General features: G+C 62.1%; 25 protein-coding genes. 12 read left to right on the forward strand and 13 right to left on the reverse strand.

The genetic code is table 11. The features are described 5' to 3' along the window. Positions 1 to 43 precede the first annotated feature (43 nt). Positions 44 to 934, forward strand: coding sequence for a peptidoglycan DD-metalloendopeptidase family protein (locus tag ACZ5WQ_RS13230; RefSeq protein ID WP_228245930.1), 891 nt, complete (start codon positions 44 to 46; stop codon positions 932 to 934). 94 nt (positions 935 to 1,028) lie between these two features. On the opposite strand, the gene rpmG is transcribed toward ACZ5WQ_RS13230, so the two are convergent. The 3 genes from rpmG to radC form a co-directional block, all read right to left on the reverse strand. Then, complete coding sequence (gene rpmG, locus ACZ5WQ_RS13235) at positions 1,029 to 1,184, reverse strand: 50S ribosomal protein L33 (RefSeq protein ID WP_088275751.1); 156 nt, start codon at positions 1,182 to 1,184, stop codon at positions 1,029 to 1,031. An 11-nt stretch (positions 1,185 to 1,195) separates the two neighbouring features. Continuing rightward, complete coding sequence (rpmB, locus tag ACZ5WQ_RS13240) at positions 1,196 to 1,432, reverse strand: 50S ribosomal protein L28 (RefSeq protein ID WP_088275752.1); 237 nt, start codon at positions 1,430 to 1,432, stop codon at positions 1,196 to 1,198. A 197-nt stretch (positions 1,433 to 1,629) separates the two neighbouring features. Then, complete coding sequence (gene radC, locus ACZ5WQ_RS13245) at positions 1,630 to 2,304, reverse strand: RadC family protein (protein WP_228245931.1); 675 nt, start codon at positions 2,302 to 2,304, stop codon at positions 1,630 to 1,632. Positions 2,305 to 2,447: 143 nt separating this feature from the next. Here radC and coaBC point away from each other — a divergent pair, with 143 nt between their 5' ends. From coaBC to ACZ5WQ_RS13270, 5 genes are read left to right on the forward strand one after another with little or no spacing between them, the layout of a single operon-like run. Further along, on the forward strand, positions 2,448 to 3,659 hold the full coding sequence (gene coaBC / locus ACZ5WQ_RS13250) for a bifunctional phosphopantothenoylcysteine decarboxylase/phosphopantothenate--cysteine ligase CoaBC (protein WP_228245932.1): 1,212 nt from the start codon (positions 2,448 to 2,450) through the stop codon (positions 3,657 to 3,659). Positions 3,660 to 3,668: 9 nt separating this feature from the next. After that, a complete protein-coding gene (gene dut / locus ACZ5WQ_RS13255; RefSeq protein WP_228245933.1) occupies positions 3,669 to 4,124 on the forward strand; it encodes a dUTP diphosphatase in 456 nt (151 codons plus the stop codon). Between the two features lie 43 nt (positions 4,125 to 4,167). Continuing rightward, positions 4,168 to 6,639, forward strand: coding sequence for a phosphomannomutase/phosphoglucomutase (locus ACZ5WQ_RS13260; protein ID WP_464382456.1), 2,472 nt, complete (start codon positions 4,168 to 4,170; stop codon positions 6,637 to 6,639). Between the two features lie 26 nt (positions 6,640 to 6,665). Next, the gene (gene argB, locus ACZ5WQ_RS13265) at positions 6,666 to 7,571 is read left to right on the forward strand and encodes an acetylglutamate kinase (RefSeq protein ID WP_269688423.1); all 906 of its coding nucleotides are present in this window, start codon (positions 6,666 to 6,668) and stop codon (positions 7,569 to 7,571) included. Next, positions 7,571 to 8,032: an acyl-CoA thioesterase gene (locus ACZ5WQ_RS13270; RefSeq protein WP_464382457.1), complete on the forward strand. Its 462-nt coding sequence runs from the start codon at positions 7,571 to 7,573 to the stop codon at positions 8,030 to 8,032. Before argB ends, ACZ5WQ_RS13270 begins: the two co-directional genes overlap by 1 nt. Before the next feature lie 21 nt (positions 8,033 to 8,053). Here ACZ5WQ_RS13270 and ACZ5WQ_RS13275 read toward each other — a convergent pair whose 3' ends face one another. Together ACZ5WQ_RS13275 and pyrE are read right to left on the reverse strand one after the other, a co-directional pair. Then, positions 8,054 to 8,659, reverse strand: coding sequence for a DUF4124 domain-containing protein (locus tag ACZ5WQ_RS13275; RefSeq protein WP_228245935.1), 606 nt, complete (start codon positions 8,657 to 8,659; stop codon positions 8,054 to 8,056). 129 nt (positions 8,660 to 8,788) lie between these two features. Continuing rightward, positions 8,789 to 9,433, reverse strand: coding sequence for an orotate phosphoribosyltransferase (gene pyrE / locus ACZ5WQ_RS13280; protein WP_228245936.1), 645 nt, complete (start codon positions 9,431 to 9,433; stop codon positions 8,789 to 8,791). Between the two features lie 202 nt (positions 9,434 to 9,635). Here pyrE and ACZ5WQ_RS13285 point away from each other — a divergent pair, with 202 nt between their 5' ends. Beyond that, positions 9,636 to 10,415 carry an exodeoxyribonuclease III gene (locus tag ACZ5WQ_RS13285; RefSeq protein ID WP_088275762.1) on the forward strand — a complete coding sequence of 260 codons (780 nt, stop codon included), beginning with the start codon at positions 9,636 to 9,638 and terminating at the stop codon, positions 10,413 to 10,415. A gap of 167 nt (positions 10,416 to 10,582) precedes the next feature. Here the strand turns inward: ACZ5WQ_RS13285 and ACZ5WQ_RS13290 are convergent, their stop codons facing one another. Both ACZ5WQ_RS13290 and rph read right to left on the reverse strand, forming a co-directional pair. After that, entirely contained in the window at positions 10,583 to 10,975 is a 393-nt protein-coding gene (locus tag ACZ5WQ_RS13290; RefSeq protein WP_088275763.1) for a DUF4870 domain-containing protein, read from the reverse strand. Between the two features lie 150 nt (positions 10,976 to 11,125). Continuing rightward, positions 11,126 to 11,845 carry a ribonuclease PH gene (rph, locus tag ACZ5WQ_RS13295; RefSeq protein WP_464383654.1) on the reverse strand — a complete coding sequence of 240 codons (720 nt, stop codon included), beginning with the start codon at positions 11,843 to 11,845 and terminating at the stop codon, positions 11,126 to 11,128. A 120-nt stretch (positions 11,846 to 11,965) separates the two neighbouring features. Between rph and ACZ5WQ_RS13300 the strand changes: the two genes are divergently transcribed. After that, entirely contained in the window at positions 11,966 to 12,832 is an 867-nt protein-coding gene (locus tag ACZ5WQ_RS13300; RefSeq protein WP_228245937.1) for a YicC/YloC family endoribonuclease, read from the forward strand. 45 nt (positions 12,833 to 12,877) lie between these two features. Here the strand turns inward: ACZ5WQ_RS13300 and ACZ5WQ_RS13305 are convergent, their stop codons facing one another. The 3 genes from ACZ5WQ_RS13305 to puuE are packed head-to-tail and all read right to left on the reverse strand — an operon-like array spanning position 12,878 to position 15,172. Continuing rightward, positions 12,878 to 13,366 (reverse strand): ureidoglycolate lyase, encoded by a 489-nt coding sequence (locus tag ACZ5WQ_RS13305; protein ID WP_228246054.1) that lies wholly within the window; start codon positions 13,364 to 13,366, stop codon positions 12,878 to 12,880. 22 nt (positions 13,367 to 13,388) lie between these two features. Further along, positions 13,389 to 14,234, reverse strand: a complete 846-nt coding sequence (locus ACZ5WQ_RS13310) for a bifunctional allantoicase/(S)-ureidoglycine aminohydrolase (RefSeq protein WP_228245938.1) — start codon at positions 14,232 to 14,234, stop codon at positions 13,389 to 13,391. Continuing rightward, a complete protein-coding gene (puuE, locus tag ACZ5WQ_RS13315; RefSeq protein ID WP_233048522.1) occupies positions 14,231 to 15,172 on the reverse strand; it encodes an allantoinase PuuE in 942 nt (313 codons plus the stop codon). Before puuE ends, ACZ5WQ_RS13310 begins: the two co-directional genes overlap by 4 nt. 150 nt (positions 15,173 to 15,322) lie before the next feature. Between puuE and ACZ5WQ_RS13320 the strand changes: the two genes are divergently transcribed. After that, a complete protein-coding gene (locus tag ACZ5WQ_RS13320; RefSeq protein ID WP_088275769.1) occupies positions 15,323 to 16,066 on the forward strand; it encodes an aspartate/glutamate racemase family protein in 744 nt (247 codons plus the stop codon). 96 nt (positions 16,067 to 16,162) lie between these two features. After that, positions 16,163 to 17,521 (forward strand): NCS1 family transporter, encoded by a 1,359-nt coding sequence (locus tag ACZ5WQ_RS13325; protein WP_233048523.1) that lies wholly within the window; start codon positions 16,163 to 16,165, stop codon positions 17,519 to 17,521. 39 nt (positions 17,522 to 17,560) lie between these two features. Here ACZ5WQ_RS13325 and ACZ5WQ_RS13330 read toward each other — a convergent pair whose 3' ends face one another. The 3 genes from ACZ5WQ_RS13330 to ACZ5WQ_RS13340 all read right to left on the reverse strand — a co-directional run bounded on the left by ACZ5WQ_RS13330 (position 17,561) and on the right by ACZ5WQ_RS13340 (position 20,123). Next, on the reverse strand, positions 17,561 to 18,316 hold the full coding sequence (locus tag ACZ5WQ_RS13330; protein WP_269688419.1) for a GntR family transcriptional regulator: 756 nt from the start codon (positions 18,314 to 18,316) through the stop codon (positions 17,561 to 17,563). Between the two features lie 115 nt (positions 18,317 to 18,431). Continuing rightward, positions 18,432 to 18,743 (reverse strand): EthD family reductase, encoded by a 312-nt coding sequence (locus tag ACZ5WQ_RS13335; protein WP_088275773.1) that lies wholly within the window; start codon positions 18,741 to 18,743, stop codon positions 18,432 to 18,434. 102 nt (positions 18,744 to 18,845) lie between these two features. Next, the gene (locus tag ACZ5WQ_RS13340; protein ID WP_464382458.1) at positions 18,846 to 20,123 is read right to left on the reverse strand and encodes a DUF2254 domain-containing protein; all 1,278 of its coding nucleotides are present in this window, start codon (positions 20,121 to 20,123) and stop codon (positions 18,846 to 18,848) included. A 128-nt stretch (positions 20,124 to 20,251) separates the two neighbouring features. Between ACZ5WQ_RS13340 and gmk the strand changes: the two genes are divergently transcribed. Both gmk and rpoZ read left to right on the forward strand, forming a co-directional pair. Beyond that, the gene (gene gmk / locus ACZ5WQ_RS13345) at positions 20,252 to 20,875 is read left to right on the forward strand and encodes a guanylate kinase (protein WP_228245943.1); all 624 of its coding nucleotides are present in this window, start codon (positions 20,252 to 20,254) and stop codon (positions 20,873 to 20,875) included. 88 nt (positions 20,876 to 20,963) lie between these two features. Then, positions 20,964 to 21,224 (forward strand): DNA-directed RNA polymerase subunit omega, encoded by a 261-nt coding sequence (gene rpoZ, locus ACZ5WQ_RS13350; RefSeq protein ID WP_088275776.1) that lies wholly within the window; start codon positions 20,964 to 20,966, stop codon positions 21,222 to 21,224. The last annotated feature ends 41 nt before the right edge of the window (positions 21,225 to 21,265 follow it).

Genomic DNA, 21,265 nt, shown 5'->3' on the forward strand with positions numbered 1-21,265 from the left:
TAGACTCAGCCTCTGCCAGCACGAACAAGACAGGTAGCAGCGGATGCGAGCCTTACTGCCATTGACCCTGCTGCTGGCCAGCCCTCTGCTGCTGGCCGGCAATATCTACAAATACACCGACGCCAACGGTGTCACGACCTATACCGACCGAAAAGTCGAAGGTGCCGAGGTCATCGTCTTCCGTGACGCCATGGTCGAGAACGTCGATCGAGAGGTCTACGTCACCAAGCAGCGCCACGCCGGCGGTGAAACCCTGATTGTTCACAATGACCTGTTCGCCCCGGTCGAAGTTCGCCTGAGCATCAGCAACGCGCGCAACGTGACTGGCGTGCCCGCCGCCCCGATCAACTGGGTGTTACCACCACGCCAGCAGATCCGCCTCGTGACCCTGCAACCCACCGGTAACGGTGAGCCGCACTATGACTACCGGCTGGAACATGCCCTCGGCGACCCGCGCGCGCAGCAGACGCTCACGCACTACCCGCTGCCCTGGCGTGGCGGCCCGTTTCGCATGACCCAGGGCCCGGGCGGCCGCTATAGCCATACCGGCCCCAAGGGTCGCTATGCCTTCGACATTGCCATGCCGGTTGGCACCCCCATCGTGGCGGCCCGCGCCGGCCAGGTGGTGAAGATCGAAAACAACCAGACCGGCCGCGGCACCAACCCCTCGGGCAACTTTGTGCGCCTGCTGCACGATGACGGCACCATGGGCGTGTACCTGCACCTCAAGCGCGGCTCAGTTCAGGTCAGCGAGGGACAGCGAGTCCACCCCGGTCAGCTGCTGGCGCTATCGGGCAACACCGGCAACAGCACCGGCCCGCACCTGCACTTTGTCGTGCAGAAGAATGTCGGTCTGCAGACGGTGTCCATCCCCTTCGAGTTTGCACAGCCGGTCGACAGCCTGCCGAATTTTGCTATCGGCGGCGAACCCTGAGCTTGAGGTCTGTTGACACCTCGCTCGCCGGACCCTGAATCACAGACAACAAAAAACCCGCTCAAGGCGGGTTTTTTGACAGCAAGCGAAGATCTTATTTGATCTTGGCTTCCTTGTAGGTCACGTGCTTACGTGCAACCGGATCGAATTTCTTGATTTCGATCTTGTCGGGAGTGGTGCGCTTGTTCTTGTCGGTAGTGTAGAAGTGACCAGTACCGGCAGAGGACACCAAACGAATCAATTCACGCATGATGATGCTCCTTAGACTTTTTCGCCGCGGGCGCGGATTTCGGCCAGAACCGCGTCAATACCGCGCTTGTCGATGATGCGCATACCCTTGGCAGTAGTGCGCAGACGGACGAAACGCTTTTCCGACTCAACCCAGAAACGATGGTACTGCAGGTTAGGCAGAAAACGACGCTTGGTTTTGTTGTTAGCGTGGGAAACGTTGTTCCCAGTAACCGGACCCTTACCGGTCACCTGACATACTCGAGACATGGTTAACCCTCTCCAACCACTTGCCCAACCCGAACTGGTTGGAAGCCATAAAAGAATCTGTTGTCCAGCCGGGGCGAGTGGATTTAACCTGCCTGAAACACGCTAAACAGGCGCAGCCCCGAGAAGAGCGGAGCTTTATACCAAAATGCGTGCCTGCAAGCAACGCTTTTTCATTCTGCGCGCAATTATTACCAGCCTTACAACAGCCCCCGCTCGGCCATGGAAACCGGCTCGCCATCACCGATAACCAGATGGTCGAGTACGCGGATATCCAGCAACGCCAGACTGTCGCGCAGGCGCCGGGTCAGCTGCAGGTCCGCCGGACTGGGCTCTGCCACGCCCGACGGATGGTTGTGGGTCAGAATCAGCGCCGCAGCATTGAGTGCCAGCGCCCGCTTGAGCACCTCGCGCGGATAAACACTGGCACTGTCGATAGTGCCGCGAAACAGCTCCTCGAACGCGATCACCCGATGCTGGCTGTCCAGGAACAGACAGGCAAAGACCTCGTGCGGCAACGCTGCCAGACGACTGCGCAAAAACTGTCTTACCGTGCCCGGCGACGTCAGCGCATCGCCCCGTTTCAGATCCTCGAACAGGTGCCGTCGGCCCATTTCCAGTACCGCCTGCAAGTGCGCATACTTGGCCGGCCCGAGCCCGGCGTGGGCCGAGAACGTAGACAGATCCGCCTGCAGCAACGCGCGCAGGCTGCCGAAGCCGGCCAGCAACCGCCGGGCCAGGTCCACAGCGCTGCAGCCGGGCAGACCGGTACGCAGAAAAATCGCCAGCAGCTCGGCGTCCGATAACGCCCCGGCACCCTGCGCCAACAGTTTTTCCCGGGGCCGCTCAGCCACGGGCCAATCGGTTATCGCCATACTCCCTCTCCGCACTCTCGGACCGTCCCTGAACACCTGCGAACCCTTCGCTCACAGGCGCGCGGCATCCACCGCTGTGCTATCGTAGCGGGCATTTCGCAGGGCCCGCACAGCCCCGCCCGCAGCATGAGGGGAAGTTCACAATGCAGTCGCTATTTAACAAGCAGGTGGTGCTTGGTGTCAGTGGTGGCATAGCTGCCTATAAAAGTGCAGAGCTGATCAGACGCCTGCGCGACGCCGGCGCCGAGGTACGTGTTGTCATGACCAACGCGGCCCGCGAGTTCATTACCCCTCTGACCCTGCAGGCGCTGTCCGGGCACCCCGTACACGGCGACCTGCTGGACCCCGCCGCCGAGGCCGCGATGGGCCACATTGAACTGGCGCGCTGGGCCGACCTGGTGCTTATTGCTCCGGCAACCGCCGACATGATGGCCCGCCTGGCCCAGGGCCGTGGTGACGATCTGCTGACCACACTGGTCCTGGCTACCGATGCGCCTGTTGCCATTGCCCCGGCGATGAATCAGGCAATGTGGCGCGACCCGGCAACCCAGCACAACCTGGCGCTGCTGCTGGAGCGCGACGTAAAGGTGTTTGGTCCCGGTGACGGTGGTCAGGCCTGCGGCGACGTTGGCCCCGGTCGCATGCTGGAACCGACCGACATCGCGGCGCGGGCCGCCGAATGTTTCGAGCGCGGCCTGCTTGCCGGCCGCCACGTCCTGATCAACGCCGGCCCGACCCGGGAAGCGATCGATCCCGTGCGCTATATCTCCAATCACAGCTCCGGCAAGATGGGCTTCGCCCTTGCCGAAGCAGCCGCCGAAGCGGGCGCACGGGTCACCCTGGTGGCTGGCCCGGTCAATCTGCCGACACCGGCACGGGTTCAGCGAGTCGACGTCGTCAGTGCACAACAGATGCTTGATGCGTGCCTGGCCGCCCTGCCGGCGGATCTGTTCATTGCCTCGGCAGCCGTTGCCGACTATCGGCCCGATGCCTGCGCCGACCAGAAACTGAAGAAAACACCGGGCAGCGACGACGGCATGACCCTGACGCTGGTGCGCAACCCCGACATTCTCGCCACCCTGGCCAGCCACAGCGAGCGCCCGGGCTTTTGCGTCGGCTTTGCTGCAGAAACACAGGATCTACTCGGTTACGCCCGCGACAAGCTGCAGCGCAAGAATCTCGACCTGATCATCGCCAATGATGTCAGCCAGAGCGGGATCGGTTTTAATAGTGATGACAACGCTGTCACCCTGATTGATCGGGATTTGACCAGCACCCACCTGCCGCAGGCCAGCAAACAGAAACTGGCCCGTGACCTGATCAGCCGTCTGGCCACCCGTCTGGACCGCCACTGAGGAGCCCTGATGCACGCGCTGCAAGCCAAAGTACTGGACCCCCGCCTCGGCACCGAGTGGCCGCTGCCGGCCTACGCCACCGACGGTTCCGCCGGACTGGACCTGCGTGCCATGCTGGATGCTCCATTAACCCTTGCGCCGGGCCAGACCGAGCTGCTACCCACCGGGCTGGCCATTCATATCGCCGACCCGGGGCTGGCGGCAATGATCCTGCCCCGCTCAGGTATGGGCCACAAGCACGGAATAGTGCTGGGCAACCTGGTGGGCCTGATCGACTCCGACTACCAGGGCCAGCTGATGGTGTCCTGCTGGAACCGCAGCAGCAGTGCCTTTACCATCAACCCCGGCGAGCGCATCGCACAGCTGGTGCTGGTCCCGGTATTGCAGGCACAACTGCAGATTGTTGACAGTTTTGATGATAGCCAGCGCGGTGCTGGCGGATTCGGTCACACAGGAAGCCACTGATCGCGCAATCGGCGTGTCGGTGCAGGGAGGCTCAGAAACAACAATGAAACTGACCCGAAAAACCAGCAGCAAACCGGGCTTGCCCAGCGTCGGACTGCCGATTGCACTGAGCCTAACCGGAATCGCAGCGGCGGCAGCCGTACTCTGGCTGGCGGTATCCGACTATGCCACGCAGCGTACAGACGAACTGGTATCCGGCTATGCCCAGCAGCAGGTAAGCGCGCTCAACCAGAGCATGGCCCAGCTCGACCGGGACCTCACCCGCCTGGCCGCCAATCCGCAACTGCAGGTGTCGCTGAGCAACCCGCTGGAGCGCCTGCTGCGCTATCACGGTGCGGACACGCTGGCGATCTACACTAACGCCAACGGCCGTGCAGAACGCATTGAGGACAACGAGGCGCCGTTGAATTTTGCTGCGCTGGACATGATTCGCCGTGCCGAGCGGGGGCTGAGCGTGCCAGTAGAAGCGCACAAGGTCGGCGACCAGTGGCTGATCTACGGCGTCAAGCCGCTGCGCGCCTCCGACAATGCTCCGATCGGCGGCACCCTGACCACGGTGATGAAGCTGTCCCGAATCACCGCAACCCTGCCGGAGCTGCCTCCTGAAACGGGTCAGGTTCGCCTTGTACAACAGTTCCCCAACGCCCCGGAACAGGTTCTGCTGCAACGCGGCGAGGGTGGCGGCAACGCGCTTACCCTGGAAACCGACAACCCCGCCTGGCGCCTGGAATTCCGCCCGGGACCGGCCGTCTCGGCCAGCACGCCAAATCGGCTGATGCTGACAACAGCCGGTCTGGTTGCGCTGTTAGGCAGCCTGCTGGGGCTGCTGTTGCTGCAACGCAGCTGGAGCAGCGCCCTGCGCGCCGACGCCAGCACCCTGACCCAGCTGACCCTTGGCCACAAGGCACACAGCATTAAGCTGGGGCCGCTGGAGCCACTGCCGAGCAACATTCAGCAGTTGCTCAAGCGCGCGCCCGAAAGCGGCAACAGCACACCCGAAGGCAAACCGGACAGCCCGCCGGCGAAGCCAGCCACGTCGCCACTGCCGGACGGAGACGTGCTTGATATCGACATCCTGGAAGACGACCCCTTCAACATGCAGATACCCGACGCCGATAGCGGCACACAACACGCCAGCATCCCCGAGCTGCCGGCTGAAATCTTTCGTGCCTACGACATTCGCGGTGTTGTGGGCAAAAGCCTGACCGAAGAAGGTGTCTACTGGCTGGGCCGCGCCATCGGCAGCGCCTCGCTCGACGCCGGCGAGCCGCGGGTTGTGGTTGGCCGCGACGGTCGCCTGTCCGGCCCGGCGCTGAGCGAGCGGCTGATTCAGGGCCTGGTCGACAGCGGCTGTCAGGTCGCCGACCTTGGCATGGTGCCGACGCCGGTTGTCTACTTCGCGACCAACACCACCGACGCCAGCTCCGGCGTGATGATCACCGGCAGCCACAATCCGCCGGCCTACAACGGTCTGAAGATCGTCATCGCCGGGCAGACCCTGTCCGGTGAGCAGATCACCGCGCTGCACAGTCGCCTGCAGCAGAATCAGCTGCTGAGCGGCAGCGGCAGCCGCAGCAGCCTCGAGATACTCGATCACTACCTGAACCACATCGTTGAAGACGTCCTGATCGCACGACCGCTCAAGGTGGTGGTCGACTGCGGCAACGGCGTCGGCGGCGTGATTGCCGAGCGCTTGCTCGAAGGGATCGGCTGCGAGGTGATTCCTCTGTACTGCGACGTCGACGGCCTGTTCCCCAACCACCACCCGGATCCGGGCAAGCCGGAGAACCTGACCGCGCTGATCGAGACCGTACAGCGCGAAGGCGCCGATCTCGGCGTTGCCTTTGACGGCGATGCCGACCGCCTCGGCTTTGTCACCAACAGCGGCGAAATGATCTACCCGGATCGACTGATGATGCTGTTTGCCGAGGACATCGTCACCCGCAACCCCGGCGCCGATATCGTCTTTGACGTCAAATGCTCACGCCAGCTGCCGCAGATCATCAGCCGCGCCGGCGGCCGCCCGATCATGTGGAAATCCGGACACTCACTGGTCAAGGCCAAGATGAAAGAGACCGGCGCCCTGCTCGGCGGCGAGATGAGCGGCCACCTGTTCTTCAAGGAACGCTGGTTCGGCTTTGACGATGGCCTCTACAGCGCCTGCCGCCTGCTGGAGCTGCTGTCGCTGCAGCCCGACAGCGCCGATCAGGTGATGGCCCGCTATCCGGCCAGCATCAGCACCCCGGAAATCAACCTTACGGTCGGCGAGGAACGCAAGTTCCAGATCATCGAGGCGCTGACAGCAAAGGGTGACTGGGGCGACGGCGAGGTCACCAGCATCGACGGCATCCGTGTAGACTTCGCCAACAGCTGGGGCCTGATTCGCGCCTCCAACACCACCCCGGTGCTGGTACTGCGCTTCGAGGCCGACAGCGAAGAAGAACTGATCCGCGTGCAGGACCTGTTCCGCTCCCAGCTGTTAAGCATTGCCCCTGACCTGCAACCTACGTTCTGAATTACCACAGGAGACACCAGACCACCATGTTGAGTCGCGACGCCGCCGCCCAGGTTTCACGCGTTCTTACCGAAGCCCTGCCCTATATTCAGCGCTTCACCGGCAAAACCATCGTCATCAAGTACGGCGGAAACGCCATGGAAAACGATGAGCTGAAAAACAGCTTTGCCCGCGACATCGTGTTGATGAAGACGGTCGGCATCAATCCGGTAGTGGTGCATGGTGGCGGCCCGCAGATCGGTGATCTGCTCAAGCGACTGAACATCGAAAGCCAGTTCATAGAAGGCATGCGGGTGACCGACAGCCAGACCATGGATGTGGTCGAGATGGTCCTTGGCGGCCAGGTCAACAAGGACATCGTCAACCTGATCAACCAGCACGGCGGCAGCGCCATCGGCCTGACCGGCAAGGATGCCGGTCTGATCAAGGCCCGCAAGCTGAAAGTCAGCCGTCACACCCCTGGCATGGACAAGCCCGAGATCATCGACATCGGGCATGTGGGCGAGGTCTCCAGCGTCAACGCCAACCTGATCAACCGGCTGGTCTCCGATGACTACATCCCGGTCATCGCTCCAATCGGCGTCGGCACCGATGGCGCCTCCTACAACATCAACGCCGACCTGGTGGCGGGCAAGGTCGCCGAAGCGCTGGGCGCCGAAAAGCTGATGCTGCTCACCAACATCGCCGGACTGATGGACAAGGAAGGCAAGGTGCTGACCGGCCTGAGCACCGCCCAGGTTGATGCGCTGATCGCCGATGGCACTATCTATGGCGGGATGCTGCCGAAGATTCGCTGCGCGCTGGATGCGGTTCAGGGTGGTGTCGGCAGTGCCATCATCGTCGACGGCCGGGTACCCAACGCAGTGCTGCTGGAACTGTTCACAGACACCGGCGTCGGCACCCTGATCACCAATCAGGCACGGGGCGAGTAATGGACAGGGCCGACTTCCGCTTCAGCACGCCGCTGCGCGTGCGCTGGTCTGAAGCGGACCCTCAGGGCATCGTCTTCAACGGCCACTACCTGAACTTTGCCGACGTTGGCGTGACCGAGTACTACCGGGCATTGCGCGCCGCCGCGGGCGTGAAGCCTGGCGAAGGGCTGGATGGCAGCGAGTTTTTTGCCGCCAGAACGCTACTCGACTACAAGGCACCAGCGCTGTTCGATGATCTGCTGGATATTCATCTGCGGGTCTCGCGCTTCGGCAATTCCAGCATGTCCTTTCTGGTGGGAATCTATCGGGAGGACAGCCTGCTGGTCAGCGGCGAGATTGTCTATGTGCATGCCGATCAGCAGACACGTCGGCCAACGCCCATTCCGGAAGCATTCAAGGCGGCAGTGCGCGCCTTCGAACATTGCCTTCCGGAGGAGTCCGGCGCGGCCATTCAGAGCTGAACCACAACCAGGGGCCAGCTGCTACCGGGCAGCCGGCTCCACACCGAGCAGCACAGCCAGACGGGCTCTCTGGCTGGCATAGTCTGCCTTGACCGCCTCGATATCGGCCTGAGTGCGCTCGATTCGCTGCTGCTGCCGACGGGTTTCGGCATCCACTGTCGCCAACTGGTCAATGATCCCCTGCTCCACCTTGCGTCCGGCTCGCTCAAGATCAGCGGCCTGCGAGCGCAATGTTTCGCGCTCCACCTGAAGCTCGGCAATATTGGCCCGGGCGACGGCAATCTGGTTGTCCAGTTGCTGCAACTGGCGCGCCTGAGCCCGATCCAGGTCGGCGACACTGCTGTAAAGCCGCAGCAGGGTAGCGTCTTCGGCATCCTGTTTCCTGCGGGCTTCCTGCTCTCGTCGCTGCGCCTCACGCTCTTCGACGGTCGGCGCCGGCGGAATCACCTGCTTGACTCGGCCATGGCTGTCCAGCACCTCGTATCCGTTGGCAATGAAACGGGGCGGCACCTGACGGTCGAGCACCACCACACCGTTATCATCGGTATAGCGGTACAGCTCTTCGGCAACCCCCGACAACGGGAGTACCGTCAAGGTCAGTGCAACACAGCTCAAGATCCGTTTCATCGCAGGCGGCTCCTCATCCGTTCCAGCGTTCCTTGCGAACATCAATGCCGGCCAGATGGCCAATTGGCAGTATATCGACCGCAGACGCCAAACCGTTAATCCATCCTCCGCGCGCAGGCGAGACTGTGATCAGATTCCGTATTCGGCGCGATAGGCCTGTACGGCCGGCAAATGCTGCTGCAATTCCGGATCATCCTGGATGAAGGCCATCACCTGATTCAGGCTGACAATGCTGATCACCGGAATGCCAAAGTCACGCTCAACCTCCTGAATGGCGGACAGTTCGCCCTGGCCGCGCTCCTGACGATCCAGTGCGATCATGACCGCTGCCGGAGTGGCTCCAGCCTGGCGAATGATCTGCATGACCTCACGTACCGCCGTACCGGCAGTGATCACGTCATCGATAATCAGCACGCGGCCTTCCAGCGGCGCGCCCACCAGCGAGCCGCCCTCACCGTGATCCTTGGCTTCCTTGCGATTGAAGCAGTAGGGCAGGTTGCGGTCAAAGCTGTCGGCCAGTGCGACAGCGGTCACCGCCGCCAGCGGGATACCTTTATAGGCGGGCCCGAAAATGACGTCGACATCCGGCAGGCTGCTGTGCACCAGGGCCTGGGCATAGAAGCGGCCCAGTCGACTCAGTGAGGCGCCATCATTGAACAAGCCCGCATTGAAAAAGTACGGGCTCTTGCGCCCTGACTTGAGAGTGAACTCGCCAAATCGCAAGACATTGCGATCCAGCGCAAACCGAATGAACTCCCGCTGATATTCGTGCATCTACACCCTCATCATTAACAAAAGGACAGGGGCTGCTGACGCCGGGGTCATCCGGCGACACTCGTCGCCTGTCCGGAATGACCAAACCAGGCGTCTCGTTTCCTGCCCGGCAGCTTTACCGGCTGCACCTAGCGGGTTAACGAAACTACAACAGACCCTCAAGCTCGGGTATCATACACGCTGGTTTTTTGGGGGACCATGCATGCGAATCATCAGTCTCAACGTCAACGGAGTAAAGGCCGCCGCCGAGCGTGGCCTGTTTGACTGGCTGCGCACCCAGGATGCCGATGTCATCTGTCTGCAGGACATCCGCGTCACCGCCCCCGAGCTGGAGCAGGACCCGTACTGGCTGGATGGTTACTGGCAGTACTGCTTCGAAGCCGAAACCCCGTCCCAGGGCGGCGTTGCGATCTACACCCGCACGGCGCCCAAGGCAATCATCATGGGGCTGGGCTTTGAATCTGCCGACCGTTACGGCCGCTTCATGCAGGCCGACTTCGACAAGCTCAGCATCGGCTCGCTGCTGCTGCCATCCGGCCGCGACGGCGATGCCGACCTGAACCAGAAGTTCAAGTTCATGGAAGACTTCGCCAACTACCTGAACAAGCAGCGTCGCAAGCGCCGCGAATTCATCTACTGCGGCTCGCTGTACGTTGCCCATCTCAAGCTGGACGTGAAGAACTGGCGCGACTGTCAGAACGAGCCCGGTTTCATGGCGCCCGAACGCGCCTGGATGGATGAGATCTTCGGTAACATGGGCTACGTCGATGCGCTGCGCGAAGTCACCCGCGAATCCGAGCTGTACAGTTGGTGGCCGAACAGCGAGCAGGCGGAAAACCTCAATCTTGGTCTGCGTTTCGACTACCAGTTCCTGACCCCGGGGCTGCGCCGCTTCGTCAAACAGGCCAAGATTCCGCGCAATGTGCGCTTCTCGCAGCACGCGCCGGTGATTATCGATTACGACTGGACTCTCAGCATCTGAGGCGCAGCAGCTGCAAGGCGGGTGGCCGCCCCCTGCAAGCTGCAAGCTGCAAGCTGCAAGCGAGGCTCACGGGACAGCACCCCTGGTGCAACAGAATCAATCGAGTTAGCCGTACAAACGAAAACACCCCCGCAGCCATGGGCTCCGGGGGTGTTTTTTTGCTTCGGCTATTTAATCAACCGCCAGCAGAACGGATAGCGGTAGGCCTGACCCTCATTGGCCTTGATCGCAGCAATGATGGTCAGCACCAGCGCACCCACGCCTACGACCCACATCAGCAGCAGGCCGATAACCACCAGCGCCAGCAGCAGACAGACCAGCATCAGCAAGGCGACCGTGATCTGAAAATTCAGCGCTTCCTTGCCCTGATCATCCACGAAGGGATCCATGTCCTTTTTCAGTTGCCAGATGATCAAGGGACCAACCAGATTACCGAACGGAATAATGAATCCGAGCAGGGCTGACAGGTGCACGAACAACGCCCACTGACGCGCTTCCGGACCAGGGGCACCGGGCGGCGGTGGCGGCGTGTTGTCAACTTGGGTTACGGGATCAGTCATCGCAGGCACTCCTTGGCGTCAAAACAGATTCAGGCGAGTTTTAGCAGAGTTTACACACCCTGCCTATGGTGCTGCCCACGCCAGCGTGCATGCCGCACAAAAAAGGGCCGCGCAGTGGCGGCCCTCATCGATATAACTACAGACCAGCAATCAGTCTTCCAGCGCAGCGCGCTGCAGCGCGAACAACTCGTCAGCCCCCTTGCGCGCCAGCGTTAGCATGGCGTTCAGATCCTCGGCACTGAACGGTGCCGCTTCGGCGGTACCCTGCACTTCGATAAAGCCGCCCTTGTCGGTCATCACCACATTCAGGTCGGTATCGGCAGCCGAGTCTTCCGGATAGTCCAGATCCAGCACCGGCACACCCTGATAGATGCCGACCGAGATCGCGGCAATCATCTGCACCTCGGGCACCTTCTTGATCGCACCGCGCTGCTTCATGGCCCGCAGTGCATCGACCAGCGCCACGCAGGCACCGGTGATCGACGCGGTACGGGTACCGCCGTCGGCCTGAATAACATCGCAGTCGATGTACAGGGTGTTTTCACCCAGCGTCTTCAAATCAACCGCAGCGCGCAGCGAACGACCGATCAGACGCTGAATTTCCAGTGTACGACCACCCTGCTTGCCTTTGCTCGACTCACGCTGCATGCGCGAGCCGGTAGAGCGCGGCAGCATGCCGTATTCTGCGGTGATCCAGCCCTGACCGCTGCCACGCAGGAAGCGCGGCACCCCGGCCTCGACACTGACGGTACAGATGACCTTGGTGTCGCCAAACTCGACCAGCACGGAGCCTTCGGCATGCTTGGTGTAGTGACGGGTCAGGGTAACCTGGCGCATCTGGTCGGCGGCGCGTTCGCTGGGGCGTTTCATCATCTGGAATCCTTGTACTGCAGGTGGGAAGACCGCGGAGTATAGCACCCCGACGATACCCCCGGACCGCCGCAAGGCGCTACAATGCCTACCGGCCAACCAACCAGACAGAGGATCAGCATGGTTTACAGCATGACCGCCTTCGCCCGCAGCGAACTCAGCACCGATCAGGGCAACCTGGCCTGGGAACTGCGGTCGGTGAACCACCGCTATCTGGAAGTCACCCTGCGCCTGCCCGAAGCCTTCCGCGAACTGGAAGGCCCGCTGCGCGAGCTGCTGCGCAAGCAGCTGGCCCGCGGCAAGGTCGAGTGCACCCTGCGCTTCAACCCGGTCGAGCAGCAGTCCAGCGAACTCAGCCTTAACCAGCCACTGCTCGACCAGCTGATCCGCACCACCGAGCAGCTCAGCGCCCGCCTGCAGAACGCCGGCCCGGTCAACCCGCTCGAGCTGCTGGCCTGGCCGGGCGTGGTGATTGGCGAGAAAACGGACCAGGGTGACCTGGTCAAGCAGGCCCGCCAGCTGTTCGATCAGGCCCTCAAGGAACTGAAGGAACACCGCGCGCGCGAAGGCGCCGAGCTGAAGCAACTGATCGAGGACCGCCTGAGCAGCATCAGCGAGCGCACCGCCGTAATCCGCGAAATGATGCCGACCCTGCTGACCACCCACCGGCAGAAGCTGATCGACCGCTTCAACGACGCCAAACTCGAGCTGGACAGCACCCGCGTCGAGCAGGAAATCGTACTGCTGGCGCAGAAGATCGACGTGGCAGAAGAACTCGACCGCCTCGATACCCACGTCGCCGAAACCCGCCGGGTACTCGACAGCAAGGACGCCATCGGCCGCCGCCTGGACTTCCTCATGCAGGAGTTCAACCGCGAAGCCAACACCCTCGGCTCCAAGGCCATCGATACGCGCAGCACCCAGGCGGCGGTGGATCTGAAGGTGTTTATCGAGCAGATGCGCGAGCAGATCCAGAATATCGAGTAAGCCTATACCGCTCCGTTGCGGAGCGGCAGCAACGTCAGCGCAGGATCACGCCAGCGTCACCCGGATGTTGATCGGGTACTCGTCACAGTTGTGCCCGGCACCCCCGCGATCGACCACCAGAAACTCCCCTTCACGCTCCAGCACCGACTGGATGGCATGCCAGGTGCCGATGCGGTAGTTGACGCCCTGCCGGCCGTCGGTGATGAAGGCGCGCACCTCGGCCGGATCAATCGCATCGCCGGGTGGCGCTACCACGATCAGAAACTGCTCCTCGTGCAGCGGCATGAACGCCTGGCTGCCGAGCGGATGGCGCTCCAGAAAGGTCAGCTCCAGCGGCACGGTGACCGGCTGGCTGACGAAGATGCTGATCAGCACCCGCGGTGATTCACCGGCCACCTCAACCCTGGCCAGATCATGATGGCGACGGGTACGGCCCGCGTTGATCATGAAATGCGCGGAGCTGCGCGAGTCGATCACCTCACCGAAGGCCTCGAAGGCCTCCGGTGTCAGGGGCTGAGCCGTCAGCTGCAACACGTCAGCACTCATCTTCTGCTCCTCAACGGCCGAAGGTCGGCAGTTTCATGTGACGGTTGACGTCCTTGTACAGCAGGTAGCGGAACGGGCCGGGGCCACCGGCGTAGCAGGCCTGCGGGCAGAAGGCGCGCAGCCACATGTAGTCGCCGGCTTCGACCTCGACCCAATCCTTGTTCAGCAGGTAGACCGCCTTGCCTTCCAGCACATAGAGGCCATGCTCCATGACGTGGGTCTCGGCGAAGGGAATCGCGCCGCCCGGCTGGAAGTTGACGATATTCACGTGCATGTCGTGGCGCATGTCGCTCATGTCGACAAAGCGGGTGGTGCTCCAGGCACCGTTGGTGCCGGGCATCTCCAGCGGGATGATGTCGTTCTCGTTGGTAACGAAGGCTTCCGGTGCATCCAGGCCATCCACCTTCTGATAGGCCTTGCGGATCCAGTGGAAGCGCACCACAGCGCCGCTGTTGTTGTGCAGTTGCCAGTCACTGCTCGGCGGAATAAAGGCGTAGCCGCCCTCTTTCATCAGATGCTGCTGACCGTTCAGGATCAGCGTCATTTCGCCTTCCACCACGAACAGAACACCTTCGGCGGAGGCGTCGGTTTCCGGCTTGTCGCTGCCGCCACCCGGTTGCACTTCCATGATGTACTGCGAGAAGGTCTCGGCAAAACCGCTGAGCGGACGCGACAGCACCCACAGACGGGTACCGGTCCAGAACGGCAGGTGGCTGGTAACGATATCGCGCATCACGCCCTTGGGAATCACCGCGTAGGCCTCGGTGAAGACCGCGCGGTCGGTGGTCAGCTGCGTCTGCGGCGGGTGCCCGCCGGTTGGCGCGTAGTAGCTGCGGGGTGCGGATTGCTTGCTCATACTGACTCCTGGTTCTGTGCGGGATGATGCTCGGCCCAATGGCGGGCGATATCGACACGGCGGGTAACCCAGACCCGATCATGGGATTCGATGTAATCAAGAAAACGCTGCAGCGCGCGGAAGCGGCCGGGACGGCCGATCAGCCGACAGTGCAGACCGATCGACAGCATCTTCGGCAGATCTTCACCCTCAGCGTAGAGCACGTCGAAAGCGTCTTTCAGATACTGGAAGAAGTGGTCGCCCGTATTGAAGCCCTGCGGTGAGGCAAAGCGCATGTCGTTGGTATCCAGCGTGTAGGGCACGATGAGGTGATTATGCAGCGCGCCGGCGCTGTCCGCCTCACGGGTCCAGAATGGCAGATCATCACCGTAATAGTCGCTGTCATACAGAAAGCCGCCCTGATCCAGCAACAGACGCCGGGTGTTGGGGCTGTCCCGCCCGGTGTACCAACCCTCCGGCTGGGCGCCGTAGAGGCGCTGGAAGATGTCCAGTGCCCGCTGCAGATGCTCGCGCTCAACCGCTTCGGGGATGTTCTGGTAGTGAATCCAGCGCCAGCCGTGGCAGGCGATCTCGTGGCCCAGCTCATGGAACGCCTGGGCTACTTCCGGATGCCGCTCCAGTGCCATCGCCACGCCAAACACGGTCAGCGGCAGGCCGCGCCGCTCAAATTCGTTGAGCAGGCGCCAGACACCGACCCGCGAGCCGTACTCGTAAATCGACTCCATGCTCATGTGGCGATCATCGAACGCCGCCGCACCAATGATTTCCGACAGAAACTGCTCGGAGTGACTGTCGCCGTGCAGCACACAGTTCTCACCGCCCTCTTCGTAGTTGAGCACAAATTGAACGGCGATCCGCGCACGGCCGGGCCAACGGGCTTCCGGCGGGGTGCGACCGTAGCCGATCAGATCGCGTGGATACACAGCGCTATCGCTCATTAAGACACCTCTTTCGCTGAAGAAAGCCCGCAATTCGACCACGCAGCGCTTATTACGCGCGATAACTGCAGGGCATTTTGATTTTTTGACTCGAGCGATTGTATACAATTAGTCTATTGTTTTGTGTACATACATTGGCAGGCCAGATTCATGCATATTCGCGTCATCAACCCGAACACCACCCACGCCATGACCGAGACCATCGGCGCGGCGGCCAAAGCCGTTGCCGCACCCGGCACGCGGATCACCGCCAGCCAGCCAGACAGCGGCCCGGTGTCGATCGAGAGCCATTTCGACGAGGCGGTCAGTGCTCTGGGCGTTATCGAGGAAGTACGCGCGGGTGAGCGCGAAGGCACCGACGCCTACATCATTGCCTGCTTTGGCGACCCCGGGCTGTATGCCGCCCGCGAGCTGACCCGCGCCCCGGTGATCGGCATCGCCGAAGCCGCCTTCCATGTTGCCAGCCTGATCAGCACCCGCTTCTCGGTGGTTACCACCCTGCCGCGCACCCTGATCATCGCCGAGCACCTGCTCGACAATTACGGCTTCCGCCACAGCTGCCGACGCCTGCGCGCGGCCGACATTCCGGTGCTGGATCTGGAAGAGAACCCGGATATCGCCCTTGAGCGCATCATCGACGAGTGCCTGAAGGCCAAGCGCGAAGACAACATCGGTGCCATCGTGCTGGGTTGCGGCGGCATGGCCGACCTCACCCCGCAGATCAGCGATGCGGTCGGTCTGCCCGTGGTGGAGGGCGTGACCGCGGCAGTGAAGCTGGCCGAAGCCGTAGTTGGGCTGGGGCTGGGTACCAGCAAATTTGGCGATCTGGCGTTTCCGGGCAGCAAACGCTTCACCGGACGCTTTGCCGAGTACTCTGATCTGGCCCACGGCTGATCAGGTGACAGCACGCCCCGCGGGGCACACAAGAAACCGCAGGATCGGATGATCCGGGGAGACAACAATGCATAACACAGCCCACGGGGGAGTCTCATGAACACTGACGCCAGCACGCTCACCGCCGGCAGCCAGCCGAGCAACGAAACCAAGGCCGCCGGCGAGGAGTCTCTTGCGCCCCAGAAAGTCCGCATCATGGGGCGCCTGTCCTATCTGCTGGCCTGGTTTGGCGGTTGCGTTTCCATCGGCACCTTTACCATGGGCTCCAGCGTGGTCGGCAGCCTCAACCTGATTCAGGCCACCATCGCCATCGCCATCGGCTGTTTCGTCATTGGTATTGCGCTGGTGCTCAACGGCGCCGCCGGTTACAAGTACGGCATCCCGTTCATGGTGCAGGCGCGCAGCGCCTTCGGCTTTACCGGCACCCGCCTGCCCGGTCTGGTGCGCGCGGTACCGGCAATCGTCTGGTACGGTTTCCAGAGCTGGATTGGTGCCGGCGCCCTGAACATGGTGTCCGCCACCCTGTTCGGCTTCGACAATCTGGTGTTCTTCTTTATTGCCTTCCAGTTCCTGCAGATCGGCCTGTCGGTCATGGGCTTTCAGGGCATCAAGTGGCTGGAGAATGTCGGCAGCGCCTTTATCCTCGCCTCGCTGGTCTACATGTTCTACAGCACCGTGCAGCGTTACGGCGACGAACTCTCGAGCAGCCTGTTGACCATGCAGGGCTCATGGGGCCTGCCGTTCTGGAGCGCGACCATGCTGTTCCTCGGCATCTACAGCACCATGATCCTCAACGTCAGTGACTACGCCCGCGAGCACAAACACGGCACCGGCCCGGGCCTGCTGACCACCATCTACTCGATGTCGATTCTGCCCTGCACCCTGTTCATGGGCCTGATCGGCTACATGGTCTCCGAAGCTACCGGCGTCGCCGACCCGATCCAGGTGTTTGCCAACGCGGTCGACAACACTCCGCTGCTGATGACCACCCTGCTGTTCATCGCCTTCGCCCAGGTCACCACCAACGTACTGAACAACGTGGTGCCGCCGACCTACGTGCTGATGGATGTATTCAAGCTGAAGTTCCGCCCGGCCACCGTCATCGTCGGCCTGCTGGCCTTCGCCACCTTTCCGTGGAAACTGGTCAGCGAGGATTCGGCCGCCGGCCTGCAGGTATTCGTGCAGACCTACTCGGCGTTCCTCGGTCCGATCTTCGCGATTCTGGTGGTGGACTATTACCTGATTCGCAAGCGCACGCTGAATCTGGAGCACCTGTACGACGCCAACGGCCCGTATCAGGGGGTCAACTACGCCGCGCTGATCGCGACCGCCATTGGTGCCGCAGTCGCGCTGAACGTATCCAGCGTGTCGTGGTATGCCAGCCTGATTCCGGCCGGGCTCAGCTACTATCTGCTGATGCAATACTGGGGTCCCTGCCAGCGCTTCCGCCGCTGAGCCCCGAGGCTGCCGACGGTGCCTGCACCGTCGGCGTCATCAGCCGCGATAGGCGGCGAAGATATTCTGCAGATCCGGCGTGGTCTGCGGCGAGTCGGCAATCGCCAGCGAGCCCTCAATGGCATCCAGATGCTGCGCCATAAAGGCGGCAGCCGCCTCACCATCCCGACCTTCCAGCAACGTGATCAGGCGGTCGTGATCGGTGCAGTCGCAGCCCAGATTCCCGGCGTTGCCGTACACCGCCAGAATCAACGATGAACGCGAACATAGCTGGACGACAAAACTCGCCAGCGTCTGATTGCCGGCCAGCACCGCCAGCTGACTGTGAAACTCCGCCGAGCACTTGATCGCCGCACTCTGATCGCGCGCCGCCAATGCCTGCTGCTCCTGCTCGGCCAGCGCGCGCAAGGCCGCCAGTGCCGCCTCATCAATCTGCGGTGCCAATTGCCGCATCAGGCCACATTCCACCATCCGCCGCGCATCAAAGACTTCCCGCGCCTCCTCGGCGGAAGGCCGGGTGACACTGGCGCCCTTGCCGGGGGTCAGGGTAATCAGTTGATCCATGGCGAGGCGCTGCAGCACCTTGCGAATACCGGTCCTGCTGACCCCGAACACCTCGGCCAACGCATCCTCGCGCAAGCGCGCGCCCGGCTGCAGGCGGTGCTCGATGATGGCGTCGCTGATGGCCTGATAGATTCGATCCTGACGCAGAGCGCCAGCACCGGAGGCTGGCGTTCTGGAAACAGCTCTTTTGTCAGCAGCGCGCAACGCTGATGCAACCCGACGTGCGGTCATCAGGGGGTTTCCTCGACAGGATGAAAGGGCAAGGCGGCCCTATTGTAGCGGGTTCAGGGCAACGGATGCTGCCAGTTGATCCGCGCCCGATGATCAGGCGCGGCCAGCGGGAGAATCAGGCAACAACCTGACTGATAGTGACAACCGGCGTGATGTCCGTGTAATTGGCCATGTCCTGATTCAGCGCCTTGCCGCCGGCGGCGAAAGCGGCCTGAAACTGCGCCATATCGGCAAAGAACAGATGCGCGCAGGCCACAAACTGCGGCGCCTGCCCCGCGCCATCGGCCAGGCACTGGTCCACTTCGAGCTTTAGCAGGCCGTGTGCATCCAGCTGCTCATGGATCAATCTGGCGTGCTGCTGCTGGTAATAGCTGTGGTCAAAACGCGCATTGTCCTGCGCGGGGTAGGCAACGGTGATTCGAATCATGCTGCAGAACTCCACTATTTGTTTAAACGGTCTGGCGGGGTCGGTCCACGATAACACCCGTAACGGCGATATTGCCGTTACCCCGAGATGCCGAATGCGGCGCTATAACTGGCGCCGCAGAACGTCCTGGCCGGCTTCCAGCCGCTCGACCTCCGCGCCTAACCGCTCGCGGTCGACAGCCAGCGGCATAAGCTGGTCAGCCAGCGATCGGGCCTCGTGCGCCAGCCGCCGGGCGGGCGCAACGAATCGCTCATCCCGAGCGGCGAGCGCCTGCAGCGACTTGAGCAAGCGCAGCTGAACGTCAATCCGCGCCGCGCCATCACGGGCGATGGGGCCAAACAGGTCATCAAACAGATCGTCCAGCGCCAGCGTCACCAGCCAGACCTGCGGATAGCGCACCTCATCCGGTTGCGGCTCGCAATGATCCACCCAGGCCGACAGCAGACGCACGCCACGGCCGAGAATGTCGATGGCCGTGCCAGGATCATTGACCGCTGGCGACAACGCGCGTGAAGCGATCTCCGACAGAACCGACAACCCGAAGCGGGGATCCTGATCAAAGGAGCGCATGTCGCCCAGGGTAAAGGCGTCCAGCAGCTGCGACTGCACGGTTTCGTCGGCATCGCCTTCAAACCACAACACGGGCGCCGCCGGATGCACGAAGCAGCCGGGCTGCACAACGACATACAAACGCAGGCTGTGCTCCTGCGCGCAATCGGCCAGCGCGCCGACATCCAGATGCTGCAGATAGAGGGCATTACAGGGATACAGCGGCCTGGCGCTGGACGGCAGCCGCTGCGGATCCAGCAGACGGGCACCAAGGCAGGCATTGGCTATGCGATCCGCCAGCGCCGTGCGGGTGACCGCCTCGACCCGGGCGGTGGTATCACCGACCCGCCCGAAGCGCGACAGGTGCTCAATCCAGCGCAGGATGGTGACCACGATCAGCACAATCACCAGCAGCGTTACGGCAAACAGCACAACGCGTCCGTTCTCGTCGTATGCCTCCGTGCTTAACGCAATCAACCCCACCAGGCTGAACAGAAACGCCCCGATAAAGGTTCCCAGTACATTCTGCGTGGTGGTGTCCTGCATCAGCAGCCGAGTTGCCCGCGGCGTCGCATTGGCAGTCGCTGCACTGTATGCCGCCACCATGACACTCAGCGAGAAGGTGGTCACCGCCAGCATGCTGGAGGCCAGAATGTCGAGAATGCGCTCAACCGCATCAGCCCCTATGGTGACCGGCAACGGGCCCGGCAGCAGCCGCTGGACCAGAATCGACAGCAGCGCCGCAACCACCGCCAGCAGGGCATAGAGGGAAGCACGCACCCAGAGCGTGCGGGTCAACTGCGCCAGCAGCCATTGCCATTTTGAAATCATCCCTGCTCCTTCCTCCGGTTTCGACCTCAACCAACAGCTTAGCGGAAGCGACGACCAGCCATGACGCCACCGCACGAAATCCCTATAATTGCGCGCTTACCCATTACGCACCGCAGGAACCCTGTCCGATGACCCATGCCACCGGCACGCTGTACATCATTTCCGCCCCGTCCGGAGCAGGCAAAACCAGCCTGGTCAAGGCACTGATCGAACAGACACCCAACCTGCACGTCTCGGTTTCGCACACCACCCGCCCGATGCGCCCGGGCGAGACTGATGGTGTTAACTACCACTTCACCGACCGTGACAACTTCCTCAAACTGGTGGAAGCCGGTGATTTCCTTGAGCACGCCGAAGTGTTCGGCAACCTCTACGGCACCTCGCAAACCGCCGTAGAACAGGCCCTGGCCCGTGGGCATGACATTATTCTGGAAATTGACTGGCAGGGCGCAGAACAGGTTCGCCGCAAGCTTCCGCAGGCACACTCGATCTTCATCCTGCCGCCGTCACTCGAAGCGCTGCGCTACCGCCTTGATTCCCGTGGCCAGGATGATAACGACGTGATTGATCGCCGCATGGCCGAAGCCGTTGCCGAGATGAGCCATTACGTCGAGTTCGACAGTCTGGTCATCAACGACACCTTCGAGCACGCCCTCGACGACCTCAAGGCCATAGTACGCAGCTACCGACTAAAGACTACTGCCCAGAGCGCGCGTCACGCCTCCCTGCTACAGGCGCTCTTGTCAGACTGAAGCCTCAGCCAGTAAACTGTCAGGTCCTGCGTCCGGCCCCGTGCCGGGCGCGTCGATTTGTTCACTTGTTACCTTTCCGGAGTACCCCATGGCCCGCGTCACCGTTGAAGACTGCCTGGAAAATGTAGATAACCGTTTTGAACTGGTCATGCTGGCCTCCAAGCGCGCCCGTCAGCTGGCCACCGGCGGCAAGGAGCCCAAGGTAGCATGGGAAAATGACAAGCCGACCGTCGTTGCCCTGCGTGAAGTCGCCGAAGGCCTGGTTTCCAATGAAATCCTCGCCGAAGAAGCCCTGCAGGATCAGCAGGAGCCGCTGTACTCGCTGGAAACTACCGAACTGGCCGAGTAAACGGATTGCGCAGGCCGGGCATTCCTGAGGTCATCACCCGT

Source organism: Halopseudomonas sp. T1L2, from assembly GCF_055397385.1.

Excerpts from the sequence above, each read along its gene's own strand:
- ACZ5WQ_RS13230 (WP_228245930.1), top strand. The coding sequence starts at position 44 with ATGCGAGCCTTACTGCCATTGACCCTGCTGCTGGCCAGCCCTCTGCTG.
- rpmG (WP_088275751.1), bottom strand. The coding sequence starts at position 1,184 with ATGCGTGAATTGATTCGTTTGGTGTCCTCTGCCGGTACTGGTCACTTC.
- rpmB (WP_088275752.1), bottom strand. The coding sequence starts at position 1,432 with ATGTCTCGAGTATGTCAGGTGACCGGTAAGGGTCCGGTTACTGGGAAC.
- radC (WP_228245931.1), bottom strand. The coding sequence starts at position 2,304 with ATGGCGATAACCGATTGGCCCGTGGCTGAGCGGCCCCGGGAAAAACTG.
- coaBC (WP_228245932.1), top strand. The coding sequence starts at position 2,448 with ATGCAGTCGCTATTTAACAAGCAGGTGGTGCTTGGTGTCAGTGGTGGC.
- dut (WP_228245933.1), top strand. The coding sequence starts at position 3,669 with ATGCACGCGCTGCAAGCCAAAGTACTGGACCCCCGCCTCGGCACCGAG.
- ACZ5WQ_RS13260 (WP_464382456.1), top strand. The coding sequence starts at position 4,168 with ATGAAACTGACCCGAAAAACCAGCAGCAAACCGGGCTTGCCCAGCGTC.
- argB (WP_269688423.1), top strand. The coding sequence starts at position 6,666 with ATGTTGAGTCGCGACGCCGCCGCCCAGGTTTCACGCGTTCTTACCGAA.
- ACZ5WQ_RS13270 (WP_464382457.1), top strand. The coding sequence starts at position 7,571 with ATGGACAGGGCCGACTTCCGCTTCAGCACGCCGCTGCGCGTGCGCTGG.
- ACZ5WQ_RS13275 (WP_228245935.1), bottom strand. The coding sequence starts at position 8,659 with ATGAAACGGATCTTGAGCTGTGTTGCACTGACCTTGACGGTACTCCCG.
- pyrE (WP_228245936.1), bottom strand. The coding sequence starts at position 9,433 with ATGCACGAATATCAGCGGGAGTTCATTCGGTTTGCGCTGGATCGCAAT.
- ACZ5WQ_RS13285 (WP_088275762.1), top strand. The coding sequence starts at position 9,636 with ATGCGAATCATCAGTCTCAACGTCAACGGAGTAAAGGCCGCCGCCGAG.
- ACZ5WQ_RS13290 (WP_088275763.1), bottom strand. The coding sequence starts at position 10,975 with ATGACTGATCCCGTAACCCAAGTTGACAACACGCCGCCACCGCCGCCC.
- rph (WP_464383654.1), bottom strand. The coding sequence starts at position 11,845 with ATGAAACGCCCCAGCGAACGCGCCGCCGACCAGATGCGCCAGGTTACC.
- ACZ5WQ_RS13300 (WP_228245937.1), top strand. The coding sequence starts at position 11,966 with ATGGTTTACAGCATGACCGCCTTCGCCCGCAGCGAACTCAGCACCGAT.
- ACZ5WQ_RS13310 (WP_228245938.1), bottom strand. The coding sequence starts at position 14,234 with ATGAGCAAGCAATCCGCACCCCGCAGCTACTACGCGCCAACCGGCGGG.
- puuE (WP_233048522.1), bottom strand. The coding sequence starts at position 15,172 with ATGAGCGATAGCGCTGTGTATCCACGCGATCTGATCGGCTACGGTCGC.
- ACZ5WQ_RS13320 (WP_088275769.1), top strand. The coding sequence starts at position 15,323 with ATGCATATTCGCGTCATCAACCCGAACACCACCCACGCCATGACCGAG.
- ACZ5WQ_RS13325 (WP_233048523.1), top strand. The coding sequence starts at position 16,163 with ATGAACACTGACGCCAGCACGCTCACCGCCGGCAGCCAGCCGAGCAAC.
- ACZ5WQ_RS13330 (WP_269688419.1), bottom strand. The coding sequence starts at position 18,316 with ATGACCGCACGTCGGGTTGCATCAGCGTTGCGCGCTGCTGACAAAAGA.
- ACZ5WQ_RS13335 (WP_088275773.1), bottom strand. The coding sequence starts at position 18,743 with ATGATTCGAATCACCGTTGCCTACCCCGCGCAGGACAATGCGCGTTTT.
- ACZ5WQ_RS13340 (WP_464382458.1), bottom strand. The coding sequence starts at position 20,123 with ATGATTTCAAAATGGCAATGGCTGCTGGCGCAGTTGACCCGCACGCTC.
- gmk (WP_228245943.1), top strand. The coding sequence starts at position 20,252 with ATGACCCATGCCACCGGCACGCTGTACATCATTTCCGCCCCGTCCGGA.
- rpoZ (WP_088275776.1), top strand. The coding sequence starts at position 20,964 with ATGGCCCGCGTCACCGTTGAAGACTGCCTGGAAAATGTAGATAACCGT.